The organism is Streptomyces sp. NBC_00203 (assembly GCF_045206325.1).
Taxonomy (GTDB): Bacteria; Actinomycetota; Actinomycetes; order Streptomycetales; family Streptomycetaceae; genus Streptomyces; species Streptomyces lutosisoli.
Map to the genome: position 1 here is coordinate 2,579,167 of NZ_CP108126.1, position 24,026 is coordinate 2,603,192.

Sequence of the window (24,026 nt, forward strand, 5' to 3'; positions counted from 1 at the left end):
CCGGAACCCCGACCTCAACGGTCCCATGCTGCGGATGGAGTCCGTCCGCAAGACCTTCGGCGACTCGGTCGTCCTGCGGGACGTCGACCTGGAAGTCGCCCCGCACACGGTGACCACGCTGATCGGCGCCTCCGGCTCCGGCAAGTCGACGCTGTTGCGCTGCGCGAACCTCCTGGAGGAGATCGACGACGGTGCGATCTGGCTGGACGGCGAGGAGATCACCGACCCAAGAGTCGACCAGGACGCGGTACGCCGGCGGATCGGCGTCGTCTTCCAGGCCTACAACCTCTTCCCACACATGACCGTCCTGGAGAACATCACCCTCGCCCCGCGCCGCGTGCACGGCGTGAACCGCGCCGAGGCTGAGGCGCACGCGCGTGAGCTGCTCGACCGGCTCGGGCTCGGCGCCAAGGCGGGCGAGTACCCGGACCGGCTCAGCGGCGGCCAGCAGCAACGGGCCGCGATCGTGCGTGCCCTCGCCGTACGTCCCCGGCTGCTCCTCCTCGACGAGGTCACCGCCGCCCTCGACCCTGAACTCGTCGGCGAGGTCCTCAATGTCGTCCGGGACTTGAAGGGCGACGGAATGACCATGGTCCTGGCCACGCACGAGATGGGCTTCGCCCGCGAGGTCGCGGACCAGGTCTGCTTCCTGGACGGTGGTGTGATCCTGGAGCGAGGCACGGCCGAGGACATCTTCGGCAACCCTCAACAGGAGCGGACGCAGCGGTTTCTGCGACGGATCGTGGAGGCGGGTCGGCTCTGACGGACGTCTCGGCGGCGGCGCGGATCAGCCCAGCAGTTCGCTGCCTTCGGGTATCTCCGCCCAGCGCCGCGGCGGCCCCTCGACCGCACGTCGGTCGGTGACACGTATGCCGCCCATGTGCGAGGCGTACGCGACTTTGTAGGCGCCCCACATCCCGGAGGGCTTGTCCCACTGCCAGAAGCGGTACAGCCAGTGGAGGTCGGGCTCGTCCCCGAACACGAGGCCGATCTCCTCACGCGACTCACTGTGCCCGTCGCGCGAGAACTCGCCGAAGGTGCCTCCCTTGGCGTTGAAGTAGAGCCCGTAGGCGGTCGTGCCGGGTGAGAGGGCGTTGAGTACGTCCGAGGTGTTCAGGCGGTAGTTGGTGGGTTGGACCAGGACGCATCCGCCGCGCACTCCGGTCACGCCCACGAAGCGCCCGGAGAGCTCGTAGTCATCGGGGTCGAACCCGTGGGGTCCGGTGCCGTACGGACCCGGCTCCCGGTCGAGGTCGAGTACGGCAGCGGCAGCCGGGGCGGCCCCCAGGCGGCGTATCGCCGTCTCCTCGTCGATCCCCGCCACGAAGGCGATCGACTGGCCTTCGAAGTGCATGTCCCGGAAGACCTCGGCCCGGCGGTCGGCATCCTCCTGCGCCTTGCGCTCCTCCGGAGTCAGCGGCACAGCGTTCGGCAGTGCCTCGAAAAGTGGGGCCAGCTGTGTCGTGAGGGCGAGACGGCCCGGCGACCAGCCGCCCATCTGCGGGCTCCAGGCGTCCGCGCCCGCGGCGAGCAGCAGCTCCGCGGCCTCCCTCTGACCGTGGCAGACCGCCTCCCACAGTGGGGTGCATCCCTCGCGACCCGCCACGTCCACGTCCTCGACGTGCCGCAGGAGTTCGGCGACGACCTCGGGCGCGCCATGCTCCGCGGCGTGGTGCAGTGGGGTCTCGCCGGACCAGGAGTCGAGTTCCTCCAGAGGGTCGGCGCCCTGTGCGAGGCGTGCTCTGACGAGTTCGATGTCCTGCCATCCCTCGCGCCCCATGGCCTCCCAGTCATCACGGTCCGGGTTCGGCGGCGGAGCGGCCGGCCGGTTGTCGCGACGTCCGGCGGGGCCGACGATGCCCTGTGCGATGAGCTCCCCAGGACCCGGGCTGAGGATCGCGCAGTTGCCCGTACACCGCGCTTTCCCCTCGGAGGGTGGGGGCTCGGTCTCCGGCCAGACCGCCACCGCCTCGGCGGCCGCGGCCCGTAGTGCCGTCGCGTCGATCTCCGTACGCGTTTCGGGCACGCCGTGGTCGGGCCACTCGGCCACCAGCTGCATGGGCCCCTCCGGGGGCAACTGCGACAGGTGCAGCTCCATTTGGTAGTGGAATCCGCCGCCGCTTCCACCGTGCAGTCGCAGAGTGGGCCGTGGGGGTACCTCCGTGGGTGCGGGCCACGGGTGGCCGTCGAGTGTGGTGATCCGCCGCCCGTCCGGGAACAGCAGGCCGAAGCGCAGGGCTCCGGTGCCGGGTCGGCCCGGCCCGAAGTGGATGGGGTGCGACGGCCGGCCCTGGCGGATCGACCTCAGGAAGACGCGCAGCTGGAAAGTCACCGAACCGGGCCACACCTGCCAGCCGGTGAGCATGATGCGCGCGGCCGGGCCGGCGCCGAGTTCGGTGACCTGCGGCAGTTGGGCGGGCACGAACCAGTTCGCGGGCGGTAATGACTCGTCCGCGCCCGGCCGGTAGGCGGCCAGTCGGTGCTCCGTCTCCGGTTGCGGCTCGTCGGGCGGATCGGGCGGGTCGGGCGCGATCAATCCCTCGAAGAAATTCATGAATTGATCGTGGCACCCGCCACTGACAATCGGACTCAGCCCGTCCGCTTACCCTCCGTCAAGCGGCCGCTCACCCCCGCCGCACGGCGTCGCCTCGCGGTCAGGCTTCCGCCTGCCCCGTACCCGCAAGCGTCGCGACCCGCTCCACCGCGAAGGCGTACCCCTGCACACCACAGCCCGCGATGACCCCGTCGGCGCGGAGCGAGACGTACGAGTGGTGCCTGAACTCCTCGCGCTGGTGGATGTTGGAGATGTGGACCTCCACCACAGGAAGGCCGTCACAGGTGTTGAGCGCATCCAGGATCGCGACAGAAGTGTGCGAGTAGGCAGCCGGGTTGATCACGATTCCGGCGTGGTTCAGACGTGCTTCGTGGATCCACTCCACCAGTTCGCCCTCGTGGTTGGACTGCCGGAAGTCCACCGTGCCGCCGTGCGCGGCCGCCGCCTTGGCGCACAGGGCCTCCACGTCCGCGAGCGTGTCCGAACCGTAGATCTCCGGCTGGCGCTGCCCGAGGAGGTTCAGGTTGGGCCCGTTGAGGATCATGATCGGGGCGTTGGCGAGGGTGCGGGGCACGGCTCCTCCGGTCTTTCAGGTCTGCCGGTCCGTGGAGGACCGCTGCTCAGACCCGGTTTATCACGGTGCACCGGAGTGGTGACGGCCCATACCCTCCTGGCATGACGACGCCTTCGTACCCTCCCAAGCCCTCCCCCGGCGACCGGATAGCCGTCATCTCGCCGTCCTCAGGACTGGCGGGGATCCTCCCCCTCCCGTACGAGTTGGGCCTGGAGCGGCTGCGCAAGGAGTACGGCCTCGAACCGGTGGAGTATCCGGCGACCCGGAAACTGGGCTCGACCCCGCAGGAACGGGCCGACGACATCCACGCGGCGTTCGCCGATCCGACGATCAAGGCGGTCATCGCGTCGATCGGTGGCGAGGATCAGATCACCGTGCTGCCGCTGCTGGACCGGGAGTTGATCCGGGCGCATCCGAAGCCGTTCTTCGGGATGAGCGACAACACCAACCTGCTGGCGTATCTCCGCAACGCCGGAATCGTCGGCTACCACGGTGCGACGGTGATGTGCGAGCTGGGCCGCCCGGTTGCCATGAACCCGCACACCGCCGAATCCCTCAGGGCGGCACTCTTCACCTCCGGCGAGTACGAGCTCAGGCCCGCCGAGCGCTGGAATGACGTCAACCGCGACTGGGCGGATCCGGCGACCTTCGACGCGGAGCCGGAGACCCGGCCCGGCGCCGGATGGACCTGGGTGAACGCCGACCGGGTGGTCGAGGGCCGCAGTTGGGGTGGCTGCCTGGAGATCCTCGGCTGGCTGCTGATGGCCGACCGCGAGATCTCCCACGACCTCGCCGAGTACGACGGCGGAGTGCTGTTCCTGGAGACCTCGGAGGAGATGCCGAGCGCCCCCGAGGTCTTCCGCACGCTGCGGAACATGGGTGAGCGCGGACTGCTCCAGCGCTTCTCCGCGCTGCTGATGGGCCGCGCCAAGACGTGGTCCTTCGAGCGCCCCAACAGCCCGGAGGAGGGTGCTCGTTACGCCGCCGAGCAGCGGGAGGCCGTGCTCCGCGCCATGCGTGCCTACGCGCCCGGCACCACGATCGTCTTCGACGTGGACCTCGGACACACCGACCCCCAAATCGTCATCCCCTATGGGGGCGCGATTCGTGTCGACGGACCCGCCCGGCGCATCGCGGTCACCTATTGACCCACGCCACACTCCCGCGCGCCCCCCGTAACCGCCGATCACCGTGGGTAGTTGACGCGGCATGCACGACGTACGCACCGTAAGGGCGCCCTCCATGCTCCGGCTCGCGGCCGCCTCGCTTGCCGGGACGGCCATCGAGTTCTACGACTTCTTCGTCTACGGGACCGCGGCCGCACTGGTCCTCGGCCCGCTGTTCTTCCCGACGTTCTCACCGCTGGCGGGGACATTGGCGGCCTTCGCGACGTTCGGCGTCGGGTTCGTCGCACGCCCGCTCGGATCGGTGCTGTTCGGGCACATCGGGGACCGGCGCGGGCGGCGGCCGGTCATGGTCGCCTCGCTGCTGCTGACCGGTGCGGCGACCGTCGCCGTCGGCTTCGTACCGACGTACGACCAGATCGGCGTGTCCGCTCCCGTGCTCCTTCTTGTGCTGCGTTTTCTGCAGGGGCTCGGGCTCGGCGGGGAGTGGGGCGGGGCGGTGCTGCTGACCGCGGAGCACGCGCCCGCCGAACGGCGCGGGCTGTGGTCGAGCTTCCCGCAGATCGGCCCTTCGCTGGGGTTCGTACTGGCCAACGGCGTGATGCTGGTGCTGTCGGCGACACTGTCCGACGCGCAGTTCGCGGCGTGGGGATGGCGGGTCCCGTTCTGGGCGGCGGGGGTGCTCGCCGTGGCGGGGCTGTGGCTGCGCGGCTCGCTCACGGAGAGCCCGCGGTTTCTGGAAATGCGGGACCACGCGCGTGTGCCGCTCGCCGAGGTGGTGCGCGACCACTGGCGGCTCGTGCTGCTGACCGCCGGCGGCCTCGCGGTCGGCTACGCCGTGTTCTACGCGGTGACGACCTGGGCGCTCGCCTACGGCGTCGAACGGCTCGGTGTGAGCCGTACCGTCATGCTGGCCTGCATCATGGCCGCCGTGGTGGTGAAGGGCTCCCTGACGCCCCTGGTGGCCCTGCTGGGCGACCGTTACGGACGGCGGCCGCTGTGCATCGCGGGCTGCGCGGGCGCCGCGCTGTGGATGTTCCCGATGGTCGCGCTGCTGTCGACCGGCGAACCCCTGCTGATGTTCCTCGGTTTCCTGGTGGCGCTGCTCGCGTTCGTCACGATGTTCGCTGTGATCGCCGCGTATCTGCCGGAGTTGTACGAGCCGAGGGTGCGCTGCACGGGCGCCGCGGTGGGATACAACCTGGGCGGCGTCCTTGGGGGCGCGCTCACACCGATCGTGGCGACGGCGGTGGCGAGCGGAGAGCGCGTCCCGTGGGGCGTGGCCGCGTATCTGACCGGGATCGCGCTGCTCAGTCTGGGGTGCTTCGCACTGCTGCCGGAGACCCGGCCGGTGCCGCGGCTGGCGATCGTACCGGCGACGGAGTGACAAGACCACGCCCTTGTCGGTCGACCCCCGTCAAGGGTTGATCGCCAGTTCCAGATAGGCCGCGAAGATGACCAGGTGAACGCCTCCCTGGAGGGGGGTCGCGCGCCCGGGAACCACCGTCAGGGAGCTCACCACCACGGTCAGCGCGAGCAGCACCATCTGGGTGGAGCCGAGGCCGAGGACGAGTGGCCCGGAGAGCCAGATGGTCGCCAGGGCGACAGCGGGGATCGTCAGTCCGATGCTGGCCATCGCGGAGCCGAGGGCAAGGTTCAGGCTGGTCTGCACCCGGTCACGGCGGGCGGACCGCAGCGCGGCGATGGTCTCGGGAAGGAGGACGAGCAGCGCGATGATCACACCGACTACGGAGTGCGGCATGCCGGCCGCCTCGACCCCGGACTCGATGGTGGGCGACACGCCCTTGGCGAGGCCGACCACTCCCACGAGAGCCAGGCCGAGCAACCCCAGGCTGATCCCGGCTTCGCGGCCGGACGGGGCGCCGGCGTGGTCGTCCGCGTCGATCACCTCGCCCTGCCGGGTGATCGGCAGGAAGTAGTCCCGGTGCCGCACGGTCTGGGTCGTCACGAAGAGGCCGTACAGGACCAGCGAGGCGAGCGCGGCGAAGGTGAGCTGGGCGGTGGAGAACTCCGGACCCGGCTTGCTGGTGGTGAACGTCGGGAAGACCAGGCTGAGCGTGGCGAGTGTCGCGACGGTCGCGAGGGCGGCGCCGGTTCCTTCCGCGTTGAAGACGGCCAGCCCGTGACGCAGTGAGGCGACCAGCAGACACAGCCCGACGATGCCGTTGCACGTGATCATCACGGCTGCGAACACCGTGTCGCGGGCCAGGGTCGAGCTCTTGTCGCCGCCGTCCGCCATCAGGGTGACGATCAGCGCGACCTCGATGATCGTGACGGCGACGGCGAGGACGAGTGAGCCGAAGGGTTCACCGACCCGGTGCGCGACCACCTCGGCGTGATGGACGGCGGCCAGCACGGCCCCGGCAAGGACCAGGGTCACCAGCACGACGACCGCGCCGGGCAGGTCTCGTCCCCAGGTGAAGGCCAGCAGGACCACCGCGACCACGGGTACGACGAACGTCCACTGCGTCACGAGTGACCGGAGCCGAGCGATCATGCTGCGATCGTCGCAGGCGTACACGGGCCCCGCACTCCGGTGGCGCGGGGCCCGCTCCGCTACCGCGTTGAAGGAACCCGTTCGGTCACCGGCGCACTACTTCAGCTCGGTCATCTCCCGTACGTCGCAGTCGGTGAAGGACGGAGGCCGGGTACACAACACGGCCATCTGCTCCGCCATCTTCGTCGTCTCGGGGTCGTTGCTATTGCGCATGGCGTCCTCGTACGAATCGAATTCGATCACCACGAGGTAGTGGTTGGGCTTGTTGCGGTCGTGCAGGACGAGGCGGTGCGTGGGGCCGCCGCTGCGGCCGGCCATGCGCTTGTCGGCGTCCTCGGCCAGCTTCTGCATCTCTTCGATGCGCTCGGTCTCGAACTCGACGATCTGCACGAACTTCATGGGGGCCTCCACCCGGCCGGGGCGCCCCCGGGCCGGGAACGCGCAGAATCCAAGCAAGCACCGGGAGCGGTGGTCGGCAATTCGCCGCGCACCGCTCCCGGGGATGGTTGTTCCTACGTCCGTCGTGGTCAGACGTCGACGCTGTCCTTCGGAGCGCTCTCGACCTCTTCGAGCGCCGCCTGCTTCTTGGAGGCGACCAGGCTGGTGATCGTGGTGACCACCAGGACGCCGCAGATCACGCCGAGCGAGACCGGGATGGAGATCTCGGGGACATGGACGCCGGACTCGTGCAGCGCGTGCAGCACCAGCTTGATGCCGATGAACCCGAGGATGACCGACAGGCCGTAGCTGAGGTGGACCAGCTTCCTGAGCAGGCCGCCGATGAGGAAGTACAGCTGTCGCAGACCCATCAGCGCGAACGCGTTGGCCGTGAAGACGATGTACGGGTCCTGGGTCAGACCGAAGATCGCGGGGATCGAGTCGAGCGCGAAGAGCACGTCGGTGGTGCCGATCGCCAGCATCACGACCAGCATCGGCGTCATGACGCGCTTGCCGTTCTGCTCGATCCACAGCCTGGTGCCGTGGTACCGGTCGGCCACGCCGAAGCGTCGCTCGGCGGCCTTGAGCAGCTTGTTCTCCTCGAACTCCTCGTCCTCGCCGTCGGCACGGGCCTCCTGGATCAGCTTCCAGGCGGTGTAGATGAGGAACGCGCCGAAGATGTAGAAGACCCACGCGAAGCTCGCGATGATCGCGGCACCCGCGGCGATGAATATCGTGCGCAGGACGAGGGCTATGAGCACACCGACGAGGAGCACCCGCTGCTGGTACTGCGAGGGCACCGCGAACTTCGCCATGATCAGGACGAAGACGAAGAGGTTGTCGACGCTCAGGGACTTCTCGGTGATGAAGCCCGCGAAGAACTCTCCGGCGGGCTCGCCCCCGGAGAACATGAGCAGTCCGAGTCCGAACAGTCCGGCCAGGGCGATCCAGACGATGGTCCAGATTCCGGCTTCCTTGATGGATACGTCGTGCGGCTTGCGGCCGATGAAGAAGTCGACCCCGATCAGGGCGGCGAGGCCCACGATTGTCAGGACCCAAAGGGTCACGGAAACATCCACTGCGCCTCCGGCAGTACGTAACGGCAGATTTCAGCGTCGTCGCTACCGGAGGTCTCTTCCACCCGTGACGTTCACGGGCCGACGCCCCGGGATCTGGCCTGATCCGTATTGACGGGTACGCCGCAGCAGGTAGGGAGTACTCCCCTCCGTATGGAAAAGAGTACCCGAACCACCAAGGAAAGGTAAAGAGATCAGTAAAAGAAGAACCAAATCCCGTGGTCAGAGCGCTTTACTGATGCTTGACGCAAGCTCCTGACAGGACCTTCGCGAGGTCACCGATTCCAGGGACGACGGGCCGCCGCCACCTGTGCGAGCACCTGCTGGAGCACCTGGCTGCCCGGCGGGACGAGCGCGGGCTCATACGTCCAGGCATGCCCGACCCAGGGGTCGGCGAGATGGTCGTCGGGCACCGGGGTGATGCGCAGCAGCGAGCGCCACAGCGGGTCGAGCAGCGGTCCGTAGGCGGAGGCGTCCTCCCGGTCGGCCACCATCATCAGATGGACGCCGACGGCCGGCCCCTCGTCCGCGAGATAGCGCAGCTGGGTCACGGCACGGTCGTCGAAGCCGTGTGGAAAGTCATTGACGATCAGCAGTTGCTCGGCGGTGTCGAAGCCCGGTGGCAGCGAGTCGGCCGCGCCGCCGCGCACCGCCATCTGCACCAGGTCGACGCGCTGGGTGAGTCTGGCCAGGACGTCGGCCACACCCGCGGCACCGGCCGCGGGCGCGCCGTCGAGCGCTCCGGACTGCACCAGTGGCACGAGGGACGAGGCTCCCGAGCCGGCCGGGTCGATGACGTGCACCGTGAACTCGCCCGCGGGATAGACGGCGAGCAGCCGTGCGGCAAGCGCCACCGCCGTGTCCATGGCGAGGCGGCGCAGCTCGTCGGAGTCGGCGAGTGAATCGTCGAGGGTGGCCCGCCCGCTGTCGATCCACAGGCCGCGCTCCAGCGGCAGCCGGACCAGCATCGGGATGCTCAGGCCCTCACTCTCGGGCAGCCGGAGGTCGCCCAGGCGCAGCGCCATGGGGATCTCCATCGGCACCCGGTAGCCGTGCCAGACCGGGTTGTCCCAGCGTGCGAACGCCGGGGGCAGCGCGGGCTCGACCACCTCGGCCTCGGCGGTGAGCTGTGCGAGGTCCCGGTCGAGGGCCGCGCGGGCCTGATCGACCAGATCGGCGTGCTTGCCCCGGGCCGCATCGCGTGCGGCGTCGCCCTGTCCGCCGATCCTGCTGCGCGGGTCGGACAGGACCTTGTCGAGCTCCTGCTCCATGCGCGAGTCGGCGAAGTCGACGGCGCTGCGGTACGCGGCAGTGGTGCGGGCCAGGTCCTCGAACATGCCCCACACCTGGTTGTAGAGCCGCTCCTCCATGGACCAGCCGGTCGCGTCGCCCGCGACGGGCTGTGCGGGCTGCCCGGGCTGAGCGGGTGGTGCGGTCGGCGGGGGCGGGGGCGGGGCCCCGGTCTGCCGGCCGGGATGGCTGTAGTCGATCCCGCCGCCGGCGGGAGTGGACGGCTGGGTGACGGCCGAGGGATCGGGCTGCGCGGAGCCGCCCGGGTAGCCGGTCTGCGGCGCTGTGGCCCCTTGCGGACTCGGCACGTCGTACGGGGACTGCTGCGGCGGTACGGTCCCCGAGGCGCCCTGTGGTCCGCCGTAGGGCTGGTCAGGTCCCGGCGCCGAGGTGGCCGCCTGTCGTGAGCGGTCCCCGTCGGGCGTGCGCGGCGGGGGTGCGGCCACCGAGCGGGCCAGGCCCTGGGCCACCGCCTCGTTGATGCTGCCCGCGAGTTGCTGGGCCTCGGGCAGGCCCTGGTCGGTGAGGAGTTCGGCGAGACCACCCGCGTACCCCTGGCCGACCGCGCGGACCTTCCAGGCGCCCTGCCTGCGGTAGAGCTCCAGGGCGACGACGGCCGACTCGGCGTCCAGCCCTGTGATGGTGTAGCTGGCGACCTCGGAGCCGTCGAGGCCGGTGACCGCGATGAAGGGGGCGGCGACGGAGCCGAACCGGACCGGGCTCCCGACCCCGGACGGCAGCGCGAGCAGCACACTGACCCGGTGCACGGTCTCCGGCAGGGCGTCCAGATCGAACGCGAGGCGGTGGTCGGCCGCCGCCTGCTTGGAGACCTCGAGTCCGGGCAGGGTGGGCGCGCCCGGGTGGGCCACCCACTCGACGCCGCGGACCTTGCCCTGCTCATCGCTGAGCGTGGCCCCGGCCACGATCGGCTTGCCGGCCGAAACACGGACCTCAAGACGGACCTGGGAGAGCGGATGGTTCTGCCCCCGGACCAGCTCGGCCGTCATCGCCTTGTCCCCCTATGTCGCTTCGTGCTGTGCGCGCCGCGCTGCCTACAGATGCGGCAGGATCGCGGGCATCAGGTCCTGGAACGTGCGGCCGTTGGCCGGCGTGCCGAGGGCGGTCATCTGCCAGCCCGTGCCCGCGCGGTGCACCTTCGCCATGATCTGGGCGGTGTAGTTGCCCCCACCGTCCAGCGTGTAGCGGGCCAGCTCCTGACCGTTGGTCTCGTCGATCAGACGGCAGAACGCGTTCTGCACTTCCTGGAAGGTCTGGCCCGTGAAGGAGTTCACGGTGAAGACGATCTGGTCGATGTGGACCGGGAGGCGCTGCAGGTCGACGAGGATCGCCTCGTCGTCGCCGCCCTGGCCCACGCCGCCGACCAGGTTGTCACCCGTGTGCCGTACCGAGCCGTCGTCGCTGACGAGGTGACGGAAGAACACCACGTCGACGGGCTGCTTGTCCGCGAACAGCACGGCGGAGGCGTCGAGGTCGATCTCCCGGGTGCGCGAGCCGAACAGGCCGCGCCGGGGGGCGGCCTGCCAGCCGAGCCCCATGCGCACCGCGGTCAGGGTGCCCCCGTCGTTCTTCTGCAGACTGATGGCCTGACCCTTGGTCATGTTGACCGTCACGCGCTGTTCCCCTCTCGAACTGTCCCCTGTTGCCGCGGAGTCCGCGGATGACCAGAACCCTACGCAGCACCACTGACAGTGCCGAACCCTGGGGCGCGCTTTGTGTCGGTCTTGCAACACAGCGCGCATATGCCGAGGTCCGGCAGGGCCCGCGAGGACGTCAGACCAGGCCCGCCTCCTTCATCTGGCGCAGCTCCTTCTTCATCTCGGACACCTCGTCACGCAGCCGGGCCGCGATCTCGAACTGGAGATCGGCCGCGGCAGCGCGCATCCGCTCCGTCATCTCCTCGATCTGCCCGGCGAGTTCGGCCGCCGGGCGGTCGGTCGGCACCGTCTCCTTGGCCTTGCCCTTGGCGGACTTGGCCGCCTTGCCGCCGAGCGAGGGCACCGGGGCCTTGGCGCCCTTGCCGTCCTTCGTCTTGCGGTAGCCCGAGCCGAGCAGCTGCTCCGTGTCGACGTCCTCGCGGGCGATCTGCGCGACGATGTCGTTGATCTTCTTGCGGAGGGGCTGCGGGTCGATGCCCCGCTCCGTGTTGTAGGCGACCTGCTTCTCCCGGCGGCGGTTGGTCTCTTCGATGGCCTTCTCCATCGCCGGGGTGATCTTGTCGGCGTACATGTGGACCTGGCCGGAGACATTGCGCGCCGCGCGGCCGATGGTCTGAATCAGCGAGGTGCCCGAGCGCAGGAAGCCTTCCTTGTCGGCGTCGAGGATCGACACCAGGGAGACCTCGGGCAGGTCGAGGCCTTCGCGGAGGAGGTTGATGCCGACCAGGACGTCGAACTCGCCCGCCCGCAGTTCGCGCAGCAGCTCGACGCGGCGCAGGGTGTCGACGTCGCTGTGCAGATAGCGCACCTGGATGCCGAGCTCCAGGAAGTAGTCGGTGAGGTCCTCGGCCATCTTCTTGGTGAGCGTGGTGACCAGGACTCGCTCGTCCTTCTCGGTGCGCTTGCGGATCTCGTGCACCAGGTCGTCGATCTGGCCCTCGGTGGGCTTGACGACGACCTCGGGGTCGATCAGGCCGGTGGGACGGATGATCTGCTCGACGAAGCCGTCCCCGCGGGAGAGCTCGTACTTGCCCGGAGTTGCCGACAGGTACACGGTCTGGCCGATGCGCTCCTGGAACTCCTCCCACTTCAGGGGGCGGTTGTCGAGGGCGGAGGGCAGCCGGAAGCCGTGGTCGACAAGGGTGCGCTTGCGGGAGGCGTCGCCCTCGTACATCGCGCCGATCTGGGGAACGGTGACGTGCGACTCGTCGATGACGAGCAGGAAGTCGTCCGGGAAGTAGTCGATCAGCGTGTTCGGCGGGGAGCCGGGTTCGCGGCCGTCGAAGTGCATCGAGTAGTTCTCCACGCCGGAGCAGGAACCGATCTGGCGGAGCATCTCGATGTCGTACGTCGTGCGCATGCGCAGGCGCTGTGCCTCCAGGAGCTTGCCCTGCTTCTCCAGCTCGGTGAGGCGCTCCCCCAGCTCCTTCTCGATGTCGTTGACGGCGCGCTCCATGCGCTCGGGGCCCGCCACGTAGTGGGAGGCCGGGAACACATAGATCTGGTTGTCGTCGCTGATGACCTCGCCGGTGAGCGGGTGCAGCGTGGAGAGGGCCTCGATCTCGTCGCCGAACATCTCGATGCGGACGGCCAGCTCTTCGTAGACCGGGAAGATCTCGATGGTGTCGCCGCGGACCCGGAAGGTGCCTCGTGCGAACGCCATGTCGTTGCGCGTGTACTGGATGTCGACGAAGCGGCGCAGCAGGTCGTCGCGGTCGATCTCGTCGCCGACCTTGAGCGGGACCATCCGGTCCACGTACTCCTGCGGCGTGCCGAGGCCGTAGATGCAGGAGACGGAGGCGACCACGACGACGTCGCGGCGGGTCAGCAGCGAGTTGGTCGCGGAGTGGCGCAGGCGCTCCACCTCCTCGTTGATCGAGGAGTCCTTCTCGATGTAGGTGTCCGACTGCGGGACGTACGCCTCGGGCTGGTAGTAGTCGTAGTACGAGACGAAGTACTCGACCGCGTTGTTCGGGAGCAGTTCGCGGAATTCGTTCGCCAGCTGGGCGGCCAGGGTCTTGTTCGGGGCCATCACCAGGGTGGGGCGCTGGAGCTTCTCGATCATCCACGCCGTGGTGGCGGACTTGCCGGTGCCGGTCGCGCCCAGCAGGACGACATCCTTCTCGCCTGCGCGGACGCGCTGCTCCAGCTCGGCGATGGCCGTGGGCTGGTCACCACTCGGCTGGTAGGAGCTGACGACCTCGAAGGGCGCCACCGAACGTTCGATCTTGGATACGGGCCGCATGGAATCCACCGTACGACCCCGCACTGACAACGGGGCCGGATCACCAGCTCTGCGGGGTGCGGGAGCTCCGGTGTCCGCGGTCCTGCCCGCGGCGGGGCGCGGGACGGCGGCCGGGGTGCGGGACGGCGGGGTGCGCCGGGATGCCCGGCCTGTTCTCCACGGGCGTCCAGTCGGGCTTGCCCATGACCATCAACGGGTCGAACATCACGACCACGCCCGCCAGACACAGAAAGGCCAGCGGGCCGATCATCATGGGCGCGAGCAGGGCGGCGGGCGAGTCCCCCGAGGGAGTGCTGGTCGAGCCGTGCAGATGGACACTGAGGGCGGCCATGCCCACGTAGTGCATACCGCTGACGGCGAGCCCCATGACGAGGCTGGCGCCCACGCTCCAGAGGAATCCCCGCACTTGTCCCGCCGCCCACAGGGCGGCGGTGGCGGCGACGACGGCTATGACGACCGAGGCGGAGACGGTCAGGGTGTTGTATTCGAGCTTCCCGTTGAGGCGCATGCCGGCCATGCCCAGGTAGTGCATCGAGGCGACACCCAGACCGGTGATGGTGCCCCCGGTGAAGAGCGCCGTTCCGGCGGCGCCCTTGTAGCCGACGATGAAGATCCCGATGCCGACCATCACGATGGCAACGCCCAGGCTCGCGAACGTCGTCGGTTTGTCGTAGTGGACGGGGGTCTCTTTGACCGTGAACCCCATCATCGCGATGAAGTGCATGGTCCATATGCCCGAGCCGATCGCCGCCGAGCCGAGGGCGAGCCAGCCGCCGCGCCAGGAGCGGGCGACGAGCATCGATCTGGTGGTGCAGCGCAGACCCAGCGCTCCGCCCAGGCAGGCCATGAGGTATGCCACCAGCGGTGTGACGAGTCCGTAAGTGAAGCCGTCGACCGTGCCCTGCATGTGCGGCTGCCCTTCCCGCCCTGTTGCTCCTGAAAATTCCTGAAATGCCCCCACCCTCAGGACCGCGAGAGCGGACAGGGTCGAGGCAGAGATTATGACTCCCACCGGAATGGTCGAACGATTTTCCGGCAAAGAATCACGACCTCGCCCCACTTGTGCGTTGCCAGTGAGCGGACTTGGACAACTCCTTTCAATCTGCGGCCATCTCGCACCCCTCCTCCGTTGACCCTCTGCTGTCACTCTTGTGCTGTCCGTGATCGCCCGACGTGAGGAGAACGCATGCACGCGCGCGTTGCCGCCGCCACGACCACCGCGCTTCTAGGGGGCGCCGTTCTGATACTGCCGAGTCCGCACGCCCGGGCCAGGTCCCAGAGCGCCGGTCCCGTGCTCGTCTCCCACCGCGGCGCCTCCGCCTACGCGCCCGAGAACACCCTGGCCTCCATCGACAAGGCGGCAGCGATGGGATTCCCGTGGGTCGAGAACGACGTCCAGCGCACCAAGGACGGTGAACTCGTGGTCCTCCACGACGCCACGCTGGCGCGTACGACCGACGTCGAGCAGGTCTATCCGCACCGGTCTCCCTGGAAGGTCAAGGACTTCACCGCCGCGGAGATCGCCCGTCTGGACGCCGGGAGCTGGTTCAGCTCCCGGTACGCGGGCGTGCGCGTGCCGACGCTGAAGCAGTACATGAACCGCGTCTCGCACAACCACCAGAAGCTCGTCCTTGAGGTCAAGAACCCCGAGCTCTATCCGGGCATCGAGCGGCAGACCCTCAAGCTCCTGAGCAACGAGGGCTGGCTCGACCCGGCTCACCTGAAGAGCAGCCTGATCGTCCAGAGCTTCAGCGCGGACAGCGTGCGAACGGTCCACGATCTGCGCCCCGGCGTCAAGACGGCCTTCCTGGGCAGGCCGTCGATCGCGCAGCTGCCCGACTACGCCCGGTTCGCCGATCAGATCAACTCGGATCACACCGCTCTCTCGTCCGGCTACGTCTCCGCGGTCCACGGGTTCGACGGGCCGCACGGCAGTCCGATGAAGGTCTTCGCCTGGACCGTCAACGACGCGGACACCGCCCGGCACGTGGCGGGCTTCGGGGTGGACGGCATCATCACCAATGTGCCCGACGTGATCCAGAGGGCTCTGCAGTAGTACCGCGCGGCCCCTCGCCCGTGGTGCGGACGTATGCCGTCGTCCGCACCACGGGCGTTGTCAGTGGTGCGCCGTACGGTGGGTCGCATGGACAGCCATGGGCAGAACGAGCAGCAGGTCGTGTGGACCGTCGTCGGGACGGACATCGGTCCGCTGCTGCTGGCGGCGACGCGCGACGGCCTGGTGAACGTCGTGTTCCACGCCACGGACGCGGTGCGCGACAAGGCGCTCGACCGGCTCGCGTCCCGACTGGGCACTGAGCCCCTCGAGGCACCCGGGTCACCTCTGCTGGCCGAGGCGATACGTCAGGTCGTGGCGTACTTCGCGGGCGAGCGGCGCGACTTCGAGTTGCCGCTGGACTGGTCGCTGATCTCCGGGTTCAACCGCCAGGTGCTCCGCGAGCTGGCGTCCGGCGTTCCCTACGGCTCGGTCGTGGGCTACGGCGACCTGGCCGGGCGGGTCGGCCAGCCGGGTGCGGCACAGGCCGTGGGGATGGCCATGGGCTCGAATCCGTTGCCGGTCGTCGTGCCGTGTCACCGGGTGGTCGAGAGCGACGGCGGTATCGGCGGGTTCGGGGGCGGCCTGGAGACCAAGCGGAAACTGCTCGCTCTGGAGGGCGTGCTTCCGGAGCCGCTGTTCTGACGGCCCTCCCGTGAACATCGCGGTTCTGACGGCTCTTCGGTGAGCGCCACTATTCGGTGAGCGCCACTGTTCGGATGGCTCCGCGGTGAGCCGGACGGGACGTATCGCCCTGGGCGGCAACCCGCGTGCGTACACCCGATAACCGGTGTTCGTACTGGGGTATGAGCTGGGAAACTGCGCCGGTGACCAGACCCTGTTCCGCTGCCTCCGAGTGTTCGCTGTGACCTCCGTCGAGCGGCAGGACGCCCTCGCCCTCGACGCGGACGCGATACCGGCGCTGCGGCGCCGTATCACCGCCGTACTGATCGCCAGTCAGATCCTCGGCGGGCTCGGGGTCGCCACGGGCATCGCGCTCGCCTCCGTGCTGGCCAAGCAGGTCAGTGGCACCGAGTCGCTGTCCGGGCTCGCGCCCACCGCGACCGTCACCGGTACGGCGGTGCTCTCGGTACCGCTGGCCGCCCTGATGACCGCGCGCGGTCGTCGGCCGGGGCTCGTGCTGGCGTATCTCATCGGCGCGTTGGGTGCGGGTGTCGTGGTGGTCGGCGCGAGCGTCGGGAGTTTTCCGCTGCTGCTGCTCGGCATGGCGGGGTTCGGCGCGGCCTCGTCGGCGAATCTGCAGGCGCGGTTCGCGGCCGCCGATCTGGCCGAGCCCGGGCGGCGCGCCCGGGCCATCTCGAACGTGGTGTGGGCCACCACGATCGGAGCGGTACTGGGGCCCAACATCGCCGCGCCCGCCGGACGCAGCGTCGCCGGGCTCGGGATTCCCGAGACGGCGGGGCCGTTCCTGTGGGCGGCCGGGGTGTTTCTCGTGTCGGCGCTGCTGGTGGCCGTACTGCTGCGCCCCGATCCGCTGCTGACCGCCAGGGCGCTCGCGCCGATCGAGGAGCAGTCGGCCGACGCTCATACGCTGCGAGCCGGTCTGGCGGCCGTCAGGGCCTCGCCGCGGGCCAAGCTGGCGCTCGTGACCGTGGCCGTCTCGCACACCGCGATGGTCTCGATCATGTCGATGACCCCTGTGGACCTCGGATATCACGGGGCGAGCATCGATCTGATCGGGCTGGTGATCAGTGGTCACATCGCGGGCATGTACGCGTTCTCGCCCCTCATGGGGCGGCTCTCGGACCGGCTCGGCCGGCTCTCCGGGATCGGGCTCGCGGTGGGGCTGCTGGCCTGTGCGGCGCTGCTCGCCGGGACGGCGGGCGGCAGCCACGGACAGATCGCCGTGGGGCTCCTCGTGCTGGGCCTGGGCTGGTCGTCCGGGATGGTGTCGGGCTCGGCGCTCCTGACGGACTCCGTGCCCCAGGCGGCGCGGGCCGCCGCGCAGGGGCTGTCCGACCTGACCATGAGCACGGCAGCCGGTCTCGGTGGAGCGGCCGCCGGTCTCGTGGTCGCGCGGGCGAGCTACGGGTGGCTGAACCTCGTCGCGGCGTGTCTGCTGGTGCCGCTGAGCGGGCTGGCGCTGTTCACGCGGGGTCGGCGCTCTCGGGGATCAGAGGCCGTGAAAGGCTTCTGATGTCCGGAGGAGCCCCTCAGTCCCCTCAGTGACTCCCGGGGCCTCAGAGGCTGATGTGGTACGCCTTGCGAAGTGTCTCGTGCACGGTCCAGGTGGTGCGGTCGCCCTCGCGCAGGATCGCCGCGTCGCCGGGTCCCACCTCGATGACATCGCCGCCCTCGACCTCGATCGTGGCGCGGCCGCTGACGACGACGAAGAGCTCGTTCGCCTCCGTGTCGGTCACCACGCCGGGCGTGATCTGCCAGATGCCGCGCAGCTGCTTGCCGTCGGCCGACTCCCACAGCACCTTGCCGGTCACGACCGGGTCGCCGGAGACGATCTGGGCCGGGTCCAGGGGCTCCGGTTCGAGCTCGGCGTCGGGGATGTGCACGGCGAAGGACGGGGTGGGCTGGGTGTTCGTGGTCATGAGCGGTCACCCTAAGGGCACGTGATCCGCCGGGCGCGTTGAGGGTCACCTCTGTTCGAGGGTCCCCCGAAGGGGTGCTCCCGCGCACGGTGCACCCCTTCGCCTCCTTGAGGCCTACTCGTAGTGCCGTGGGGCCTACTCGTAGTGCCGTGCCTCGAAGACGTTCCCGTCCGGGTCACGGAAGTAGAAACTGCGCTTGGCCAGTCCGCGGGCGCCATAGGAGTCGTAGGAGAAGCCCGAGAGCGGGACGGACCGCTCCTCCAGACGTGCCCGCAGCGCGTCGAAATCGCCTTCCTGGAGGGACAGGCATACGTGATTGACCGGATGACCGGCGCTGTCGGCGCCTCCGGGGACCATGTTCATATACGCCGCCATGGGGAGGGGCATGAGGTCGAAAATGGTCTCTTCATTGAGGCGCGCTGAGGGGAACGACGCCTTTCCGGCAGCGAATTCGGTGACCTTCAGGGGCTCCAGTCCGACCGCCTTCTCGTAGAAGTCGGCCGAGGCGACCGGATCACGTACCCAGAGGACGACATGGTCGAGACGTGGCGAGTTGTCCGTCATGCTCCCAGGCTGGTGTCGTACGCCGCAGGTCGCAAGGGTTTGACCGGGCGCGCCGCCCGCCAGAGATCCAGAGATGAGGAAAGACGACCGACAGGAGGCAGGCGCGTGATCGTGGTGTCCGAAGAGGTACGGGAGGCGCTCGACGCGCGCCGGCCGGTGGTGGCCCTGGAGTCGACGATCATCGCCCACGGGCTGCCGCGCCCGCGCAATCTGCAGGTCGCGCTGGAGCTGGAGGACGTCGTACGGCAGGAGGGTGCCGTCCCCGCGACGATCGCCGTGCTCGACGGGCAGCCGCATGTCGGTCTGGACAAGGAGCAGTTGGAGCGGGTCGCGAACGAGGACGGGATCCGCAAGCTGGGGCACCGCGATCTGCCGCTCGCGGTGGCCGCCGGTGCGAGCGGGGCGACGACCGTGTCCGCGACGGCGCTGCTGGCCGCCCGCGCGGGCGTACGGGTGTTCGCGACGGGCGGGCTCGGCGGGGTGCACCGGGAGTGGACGGTGACGCAGGACGAGTCGGCCGACCTGGGCCTGCTGGCGCGTACCCGGATCACGGTGGTGTGCGCGGGCGTGAAGTCGATCCTGGACGTGCCCGCGACGCTGCAGCGCCTGGAGACGCTGGGTGTGGCGGTGGCGGGGTACGGCACGGAGCGCTTCCCCGGCTTCTATCTGTCGGACTCGGGACATCCGGTGGACTGGACGCTGGAGTCCCCCGGGCAGGTGGCGGATGTCATGCGCGCGCAGGACGCGCTGGACGCTCCCGAGTCGGCGCTCATCGTCGCGAACCCCGTCCCCGAGGAGGAGCAGCTCGATCCCGCGCTCCACGCGCGCGTGCTCGCCGACGCGCTGCACGCGTGTGAGGCGGAGGGCGTGACCGGGCAGGCGGTGACGCCGTTCCTGCTCGACTATCTGGTGCGGCACACCGACGGCGCCTCGCTGAGCGCCAATCTGGCGGCGGTGCGCGGCAACGTACGGCTCGCGGGGCGGATCGCGGCGGCCTGGGCCGGGGCGTGAGCGGGACGGATCACAGGGGCGCCGGGCGGGATACGGGGGCGCTTGCGGGCGCTCTGCTCGTCGTCGGAGACGTGGTCACCGACGTCGTCGCCCGGCACCGCGGGCCGCTCGCGGCGGGCACCGACACGGCCGCCGCGATCCGCACCGTGCCCGGCGGCGCCGGCGCCAACGTCGCGTGCTGGGCGGCGCATCGGGGCTGCGCGGACGTACGGCTGCTCGGCCGGGTGGGAGCGGAGGCGGCCGTGTGGCACGAGCGCGAGCTCGTGGCCTGCGGTGTACGTCCCCTGCTCGTCGTTGATCCGGAGGCGCCGACCGGGACGGTGATCTGTCTGGTGGACACGGGCGCTTCGGCGGAGCGTACGTTCCTCACGGACAGCGGGGCCTCCCTGCGGCTCGAACCCGACGACTGGTCACCGGCTCTGCTCGACGGTGTCGCGCGACTGCATCTGTCGGGCTACCTGTTCTTCTCCGAGCCGAGCCGGGCGCTGGTGTCGGTGGCACTGGAGTCGGCACGCGCGCGTGGCGTGCCGGTGAGCCTGGATCCGGCGTCGGCGGGGTTCCTCACCGAGCTGGGGGTGGATCGCTTCCTCGAACTCGCCGAGGGCGTCGACGTCCTGCTGCCCAGCCGGGACGAGGCGTACCTGCTGACCGGGCTGCCCGATCCCGCGGACGCGGCGGCCAAGCTGAGCCGCCATGTTCCCCTGGTCGTCGCCAAGCAGGGCGTTGACGGGGCCCTCGTGGCCCGTTCCGGAACCGTCCGGGCGCGTGTCCCGGCCGTGCCCGCGACCCCTCGCGACACCACGGGCGCCGGCGACGCCTTCACCGGGGCGTTCCTCGCCGCCCTGCTCGCGGGCGCGGAGGCCGAGGAGGCGGCGGCGGAGGGCTGCGGAGCGGGGGCGATGGCAGTGGAACGGATCGGGGGAAGGCCACCGGTGGGCATCTGACGGCGGCCGGACGGGAGACTCGGCGGCGGGCCGGCGAGGCCTGCCGGTGGGCGGCCAGGCCCGTGGCGCCCCGAGTCGGCGCGGCACGGCCCATGGCGCCCCGGGCCAACTCCCTTCTCCCGTCTACCCCTTGCGCCCCCACGCCGAGATCATCGGTGCCGTCGCCAGGTCCATGGAGCCGGTGGCTACGTTGGCCAGGTGGCGGTCGATGTCCTGGTGGGTGGCCAGGCCCGCGGTGACGAGCTGGTCGCGGATCTGACGGATCGTCGCGGACTCCAGGTCGGCGCAGGCGGGCGAGGTGACGGGGAAATACGCGTCGGCCTCCACACCGTTCAGCCCCGCCTCGCGGAGCAGGCGCGGGAGTTTGCGGCCATACGCGAGATCGGCGCCGCGCTCCGCGAGCAGACTGCGGAAGCCTTGGCGCAGCCGGTTCGCGAGCTGCTGCTCCGGGCCGTATTCGTCGGGGCAGACGAGGGGCTGCAACGCGGGGTCGCCGTCCTCGACGAGGAGCCGGCCGCCGGGCCGCAGGGCCTTGACCATCGATCGCAACGCCCGCTCCCGGTCCGGCACATGGACCAGCACGAGCCGGGCGTGCACGAGGTCGAAGCCCTCCCCCGGCGGCTCCTCGGCGCCCACGTCGTGGACACGGACCTCGACCGGCGAGCGGGCCGCGGAGGTCGCCCACGAGGTGTCGATGTCGGTGGCGACGACCCGTCCGGTCGGGCCGACCTTCTTGGCCAGCCAGGACACCACGGACGTGCCGCCCGCGCCGACCTCCCAGCAGCGCCAGCCGGACCCGATGCCGAAGCGCTCGATGTGCCGGAACGTCGTGGGGTCGAAGAGAGTGGCGAAGGCGTCGAAGCGCTGTCCCGCCTCGGTCTGCTGGTTGTCGAGGAGATACCCGTCGGTTCGCGTCATGGGGAGATCATCCCAGTTGACCGGCTTGTCTGGAATCGCCGACGCTCCCGCTGCCGCCACCTGCGCGATCCGGCGAGCGTTGACCACTCATTCACACACAAGCCGGAACGGAATGTTCCGTTCCCACAGGCTTTTCCGGCGTTCGATCAGGCCTGGCAGACTGGCGCGCCAAGGCGCAAAGTGCGGCGCGAGGAGATCCACGCAAGGAGATCCAGATGTCCATGGCAGGGAATCTGCGGAAGGTCACGGCCCTCGGCGCGGTCGGCGGCCTCCGCAAGGTGGCGCGGTTGACGCGGCGGCGCGCCCGTGTCGACCTGAGCCACCCGGCCCGGTCTCCGCTGGGCTCCGCAGTGGTGAACTGCGTGGCGTACCAGGACGGCGCCCGGGTCCCCGGCGGCCGCGATCTGGTCGACACCGTGGAGCGGATCCGCAAGAGCGACGAGGGATTCGTCTGGCTCGGGCTGCACGAGCCGACGGCCCGGGAGTTCGCCGGCATCGCCGAGCTCTTCGACCTGCACCCCCTGGCGGTTGAGGACGCGGTGGAGGCCCACCAGCGCCCGAAGCTGGAGCGGTACGGCGAGACGCTGTTCGCGGTGTTCAAGACGGTCTGCTACGTCGAGCACAAGGAACTGACGGCGACCAGCGAAGTGGTGGACACCGGCGAGATCATGGTCTTCGTCGGGCACGACTTCGTCATCACCGTGCGGCATGGACGGCACGGCTCCCTGGGCCCGCTGCGCGAGGAGTTGGAGTCCGACTCGCTCCAGCTCTCCAAGGGACCGGCCGCGGTGCTGCACGCGATCGCGGACCATGTGGTCGACGACTATGTGAACGTCACGGACTCGGTCCAGGCGGACATCGACCAGGTCGAGGCCGATGTGTTCGCCGAGAACGGAGCACGGGCCGACGCGGGCCGCATCTACCAGCTCAAGCGTGAACTCCTTGAGCTGAAGCGGGCCGTGGTCCCGCTCGCCCGCCCGGTCCAGGAGCTCGCGACTCGGCCGATACGGGTCGTCGACCCGGAGATACAGGCCTACTTCCGGGACGTCTCCGACCATCTGCTGCGGGTCACCGAACAGATCGCCTCCTTCGACGAACTGCTCAACTCGATCCTGCAGGCGCACCTCGCGCAGGTGACGGTGGCGCAGAACGAGGACATGCGGAAGATCACGGCATGGGCGGCGGTCATCGCCGTGCCGACGATGGTCTGCGGGGTGTACGGCATGAACTTCGACAACATGCCGGAACTGCACTGGAGGTTCGGCTACCCCATCGTCATAGGCGTGATATCCCTCGCCTGCCTCGTTCTGTACCGGGGATTCAGGCGCAACGGCTGGCTCTGAGACGCCCCTCGCCCGGCACGGCCGGCCGGACGAGAGCGCGCATTCGGAAACGGCTGGAAAGCGGGAACAGGATCGACGAGGTCAGGTCGTCGCGCTCGTCGCGTAGACGCCCTCGACCCACGCGGCGAGCTGTTCGTCGGTCAGGTGCCGGGCCAGGTCGGCCTCGCTGATCATGCCGACGAGCCGCTTGTTCTCGATCACGGGAAGCCGGCGGATCTGGTGGCCCTTCATCTCCTGGAGCACCTCGCCGACGTCGGCGCCCGAGTCGATCCAGCGCGGTGTGCCTTGGGCCATCTCGCCCGCGGTGACCCGTGCCGGGTCGCGCCCCATGGCCACACAGCCGACGACGATGTCGCGGTCCGTGAGGATGCCGCAGAGCCGTTCGTTCTCGTCACTGATGGGCAGGGCGCCCACGTTGAGCTCGCGCATCAGCTGGGCGGCGCGGTCCAGGGTCTCGTGGGCGGGAATCCACTGGGCACCACGGTGCATGATGTCTCCGGCGGTGGTCATGAAGTACCTCCCGGTGCCGGACGGCCGGCGCGGCGCGGAACACACCGCTAGTCCCGGCGCCCTACATTCTCGCCGCGTCCCCAGGGATACGCACCCGGAAGTCCGCGGTCGCCGAGCGGCGCCCGCCAAGCCGGCCGGGGCCAGACCGCAAGCTGCCCGGGGTCAGACGGAGAATCCGACGATCTTCCGCGGGACGACGCGGATGATCACGCGGACCTCGTCGTCCTTCTCCGCCGGAGGGTCGATGCCGAGGTACTTGTGCGAGAGCTCGTACGGGAGGCGCTTGGCGTCGTCGGGGAGGATCTCGGCGGTGCCGCGGATCTCGACCGAGGTGTAGGGGTTGGCGAGGTCGAAGACAGAGAGGCTGATGCGGGCGTCCCGCTGAAGGTTGCGCACCTTCTGGCGCCCCGCGGTCGAGGAGAAGAGGACGGTGTCGCCCTCGCGTTTGATCCAGACCACCGAGTTCTGGGGAGCGCCGCCGGGGCCGAGGGTGGCGACGCTGGCGAAGTTCTTGCCGTCGAGGAGGGTGCGAACGGAGTCGTCGAAAGAGGCCGGATTGTCGGCGGAGAGCGTCATGGACACAGGCTAACTACATGCGCATGCATATAAAAGCCCTGAGGGGTC

The 24,026-nt window shown here is 69.7% G+C and carries 23 protein-coding genes; 9 read left to right on the forward strand and 14 right to left on the reverse strand.

The annotated features are described in order from the left end of the window. Nucleotides 1-34 precede the first annotated feature (34 nt). Nucleotides 35-763 (forward strand): amino acid ABC transporter ATP-binding protein, encoded by a 729-nt coding sequence (locus OG975_RS11875; protein ID WP_406336243.1) that lies wholly within the window; start codon nucleotides 35-37, stop codon nucleotides 761-763. A 24-nt stretch (nucleotides 764-787) separates the two neighbouring features. Here the strand turns inward: OG975_RS11875 and OG975_RS11880 are convergent, their stop codons facing one another. Both OG975_RS11880 and aroQ read right to left on the reverse strand, forming a co-directional pair. Then, complete coding sequence (locus OG975_RS11880; RefSeq protein ID WP_406329085.1) at nucleotides 788-2,554, reverse strand: ankyrin repeat domain-containing protein; 1,767 nt, start codon at nucleotides 2,552-2,554, stop codon at nucleotides 788-790. Between the two features lie 100 nt (nucleotides 2,555-2,654). Next, nucleotides 2,655-3,128: a type II 3-dehydroquinate dehydratase gene (gene aroQ, locus OG975_RS11885; RefSeq protein ID WP_406329086.1), complete on the reverse strand. Its 474-nt coding sequence runs from the start codon at nucleotides 3,126-3,128 to the stop codon at nucleotides 2,655-2,657. A 101-nt stretch (nucleotides 3,129-3,229) separates the two neighbouring features. Between aroQ and OG975_RS11890 the strand changes: the two genes are divergently transcribed. Then, nucleotides 3,230-4,276 (forward strand): S66 peptidase family protein, encoded by a 1,047-nt coding sequence (locus OG975_RS11890; protein WP_406329087.1) that lies wholly within the window; start codon nucleotides 3,230-3,232, stop codon nucleotides 4,274-4,276. Between the two features lie 61 nt (nucleotides 4,277-4,337). Continuing rightward, on the forward strand, nucleotides 4,338-5,639 hold the full coding sequence (locus OG975_RS11895; RefSeq protein ID WP_406329088.1) for an MFS transporter: 1,302 nt from the start codon (nucleotides 4,338-4,340) through the stop codon (nucleotides 5,637-5,639). A 30-nt stretch (nucleotides 5,640-5,669) separates the two neighbouring features. Here OG975_RS11895 and OG975_RS11900 read toward each other — a convergent pair whose 3' ends face one another. The 7 genes from OG975_RS11900 to OG975_RS11930 form a co-directional block, all read right to left on the reverse strand. Further along, nucleotides 5,670-6,770, reverse strand: a complete 1,101-nt coding sequence (locus OG975_RS11900) for a calcium:proton antiporter (RefSeq protein WP_406329089.1) — start codon at nucleotides 6,768-6,770, stop codon at nucleotides 5,670-5,672. A gap of 96 nt (nucleotides 6,771-6,866) precedes the next feature. Then, nucleotides 6,867-7,169, reverse strand: a complete 303-nt coding sequence (locus OG975_RS11905; protein WP_406329090.1) for a hypothetical protein — start codon at nucleotides 7,167-7,169, stop codon at nucleotides 6,867-6,869. A gap of 128 nt (nucleotides 7,170-7,297) precedes the next feature. Beyond that, complete coding sequence (locus tag OG975_RS11910) at nucleotides 7,298-8,287, reverse strand: TerC family protein (protein ID WP_406329091.1); 990 nt, start codon at nucleotides 8,285-8,287, stop codon at nucleotides 7,298-7,300. A 272-nt stretch (nucleotides 8,288-8,559) separates the two neighbouring features. Beyond that, nucleotides 8,560-10,581, reverse strand: coding sequence for a TerD family protein (locus OG975_RS11915; RefSeq protein WP_406329092.1), 2,022 nt, complete (start codon nucleotides 10,579-10,581; stop codon nucleotides 8,560-8,562). 45 nt (nucleotides 10,582-10,626) lie between these two features. Then, complete coding sequence (locus tag OG975_RS11920) at nucleotides 10,627-11,205, reverse strand: TerD family protein (protein WP_327427888.1); 579 nt, start codon at nucleotides 11,203-11,205, stop codon at nucleotides 10,627-10,629. Nucleotides 11,206-11,365: 160 nt separating this feature from the next. Then, the gene (uvrB, locus tag OG975_RS11925) at nucleotides 11,366-13,495 is read right to left on the reverse strand and encodes an excinuclease ABC subunit UvrB (RefSeq protein ID WP_406329093.1); all 2,130 of its coding nucleotides are present in this window, start codon (nucleotides 13,493-13,495) and stop codon (nucleotides 11,366-11,368) included. 40 nt (nucleotides 13,496-13,535) lie between these two features. Next, on the reverse strand, nucleotides 13,536-14,402 hold the full coding sequence (locus tag OG975_RS11930; protein WP_406329094.1) for an MHYT domain-containing protein: 867 nt from the start codon (nucleotides 14,400-14,402) through the stop codon (nucleotides 13,536-13,538). 279 nt (nucleotides 14,403-14,681) lie between these two features. Here OG975_RS11930 and OG975_RS11935 point away from each other — a divergent pair, with 279 nt between their 5' ends. The 3 genes from OG975_RS11935 (at nucleotide 14,682) to OG975_RS11945 (ending at nucleotide 17,706) form a co-directional block, all read left to right on the forward strand. Then, nucleotides 14,682-15,551 carry a glycerophosphodiester phosphodiesterase gene (locus OG975_RS11935; protein WP_406329095.1) on the forward strand — a complete coding sequence of 290 codons (870 nt, stop codon included), beginning with the start codon at nucleotides 14,682-14,684 and terminating at the stop codon, nucleotides 15,549-15,551. An 87-nt stretch (nucleotides 15,552-15,638) separates the two neighbouring features. Then, nucleotides 15,639-16,193 carry a methylated-DNA--[protein]-cysteine S-methyltransferase gene (locus OG975_RS11940; RefSeq protein ID WP_406329096.1) on the forward strand — a complete coding sequence of 185 codons (555 nt, stop codon included), beginning with the start codon at nucleotides 15,639-15,641 and terminating at the stop codon, nucleotides 16,191-16,193. Nucleotides 16,194-16,413: 220 nt separating this feature from the next. Beyond that, nucleotides 16,414-17,706, forward strand: a complete 1,293-nt coding sequence (locus OG975_RS11945) for an MFS transporter (protein WP_406336244.1) — start codon at nucleotides 16,414-16,416, stop codon at nucleotides 17,704-17,706. 43 nt (nucleotides 17,707-17,749) lie between these two features. On the opposite strand, the gene OG975_RS11950 is transcribed toward OG975_RS11945, so the two are convergent. Both OG975_RS11950 and OG975_RS11955 read right to left on the reverse strand, forming a co-directional pair. Then, entirely contained in the window at nucleotides 17,750-18,112 is a 363-nt protein-coding gene (locus OG975_RS11950; protein ID WP_330303786.1) for a cupin domain-containing protein, read from the reverse strand. Between the two features lie 135 nt (nucleotides 18,113-18,247). Further along, nucleotides 18,248-18,676, reverse strand: coding sequence for a VOC family protein (locus OG975_RS11955; RefSeq protein WP_330303787.1), 429 nt, complete (start codon nucleotides 18,674-18,676; stop codon nucleotides 18,248-18,250). 105 nt (nucleotides 18,677-18,781) lie between these two features. Here OG975_RS11955 and OG975_RS11960 point away from each other — a divergent pair, with 105 nt between their 5' ends. Together OG975_RS11960 and OG975_RS11965 are read left to right on the forward strand one after the other, a co-directional pair. Then, entirely contained in the window at nucleotides 18,782-19,687 is a 906-nt protein-coding gene (locus tag OG975_RS11960) for a pseudouridine-5'-phosphate glycosidase (protein WP_406329097.1), read from the forward strand. Next, nucleotides 19,684-20,631 (forward strand): carbohydrate kinase family protein, encoded by a 948-nt coding sequence (locus OG975_RS11965; protein ID WP_406329098.1) that lies wholly within the window; start codon nucleotides 19,684-19,686, stop codon nucleotides 20,629-20,631. The genes OG975_RS11960 and OG975_RS11965 overlap by 4 nt, the downstream gene beginning before the upstream one ends. A 123-nt stretch (nucleotides 20,632-20,754) precedes the next feature. On the opposite strand, the gene OG975_RS11970 is transcribed toward OG975_RS11965, so the two are convergent. Then, a complete protein-coding gene (locus OG975_RS11970) occupies nucleotides 20,755-21,549 on the reverse strand; it encodes a class I SAM-dependent methyltransferase (RefSeq protein ID WP_406329099.1) in 795 nt (264 codons plus the stop codon). 215 nt (nucleotides 21,550-21,764) lie between these two features. Between OG975_RS11970 and OG975_RS11975 the strand changes: the two genes are divergently transcribed. Next, on the forward strand, nucleotides 21,765-22,892 hold the full coding sequence (locus tag OG975_RS11975) for a magnesium and cobalt transport protein CorA (protein ID WP_406329100.1): 1,128 nt from the start codon (nucleotides 21,765-21,767) through the stop codon (nucleotides 22,890-22,892). Between the two features lie 81 nt (nucleotides 22,893-22,973). Here OG975_RS11975 and OG975_RS11980 read toward each other — a convergent pair whose 3' ends face one another. Next, nucleotides 22,974-23,402, reverse strand: coding sequence for a CBS domain-containing protein (locus OG975_RS11980; protein WP_406329101.1), 429 nt, complete (start codon nucleotides 23,400-23,402; stop codon nucleotides 22,974-22,976). 162 nt (nucleotides 23,403-23,564) lie between these two features. Beyond that, nucleotides 23,565-23,978 (reverse strand): PPOX class F420-dependent oxidoreductase, encoded by a 414-nt coding sequence (locus OG975_RS11985; RefSeq protein ID WP_406329102.1) that lies wholly within the window; start codon nucleotides 23,976-23,978, stop codon nucleotides 23,565-23,567. Between the last annotated feature and the right edge of the window lie 48 nt (nucleotides 23,979-24,026).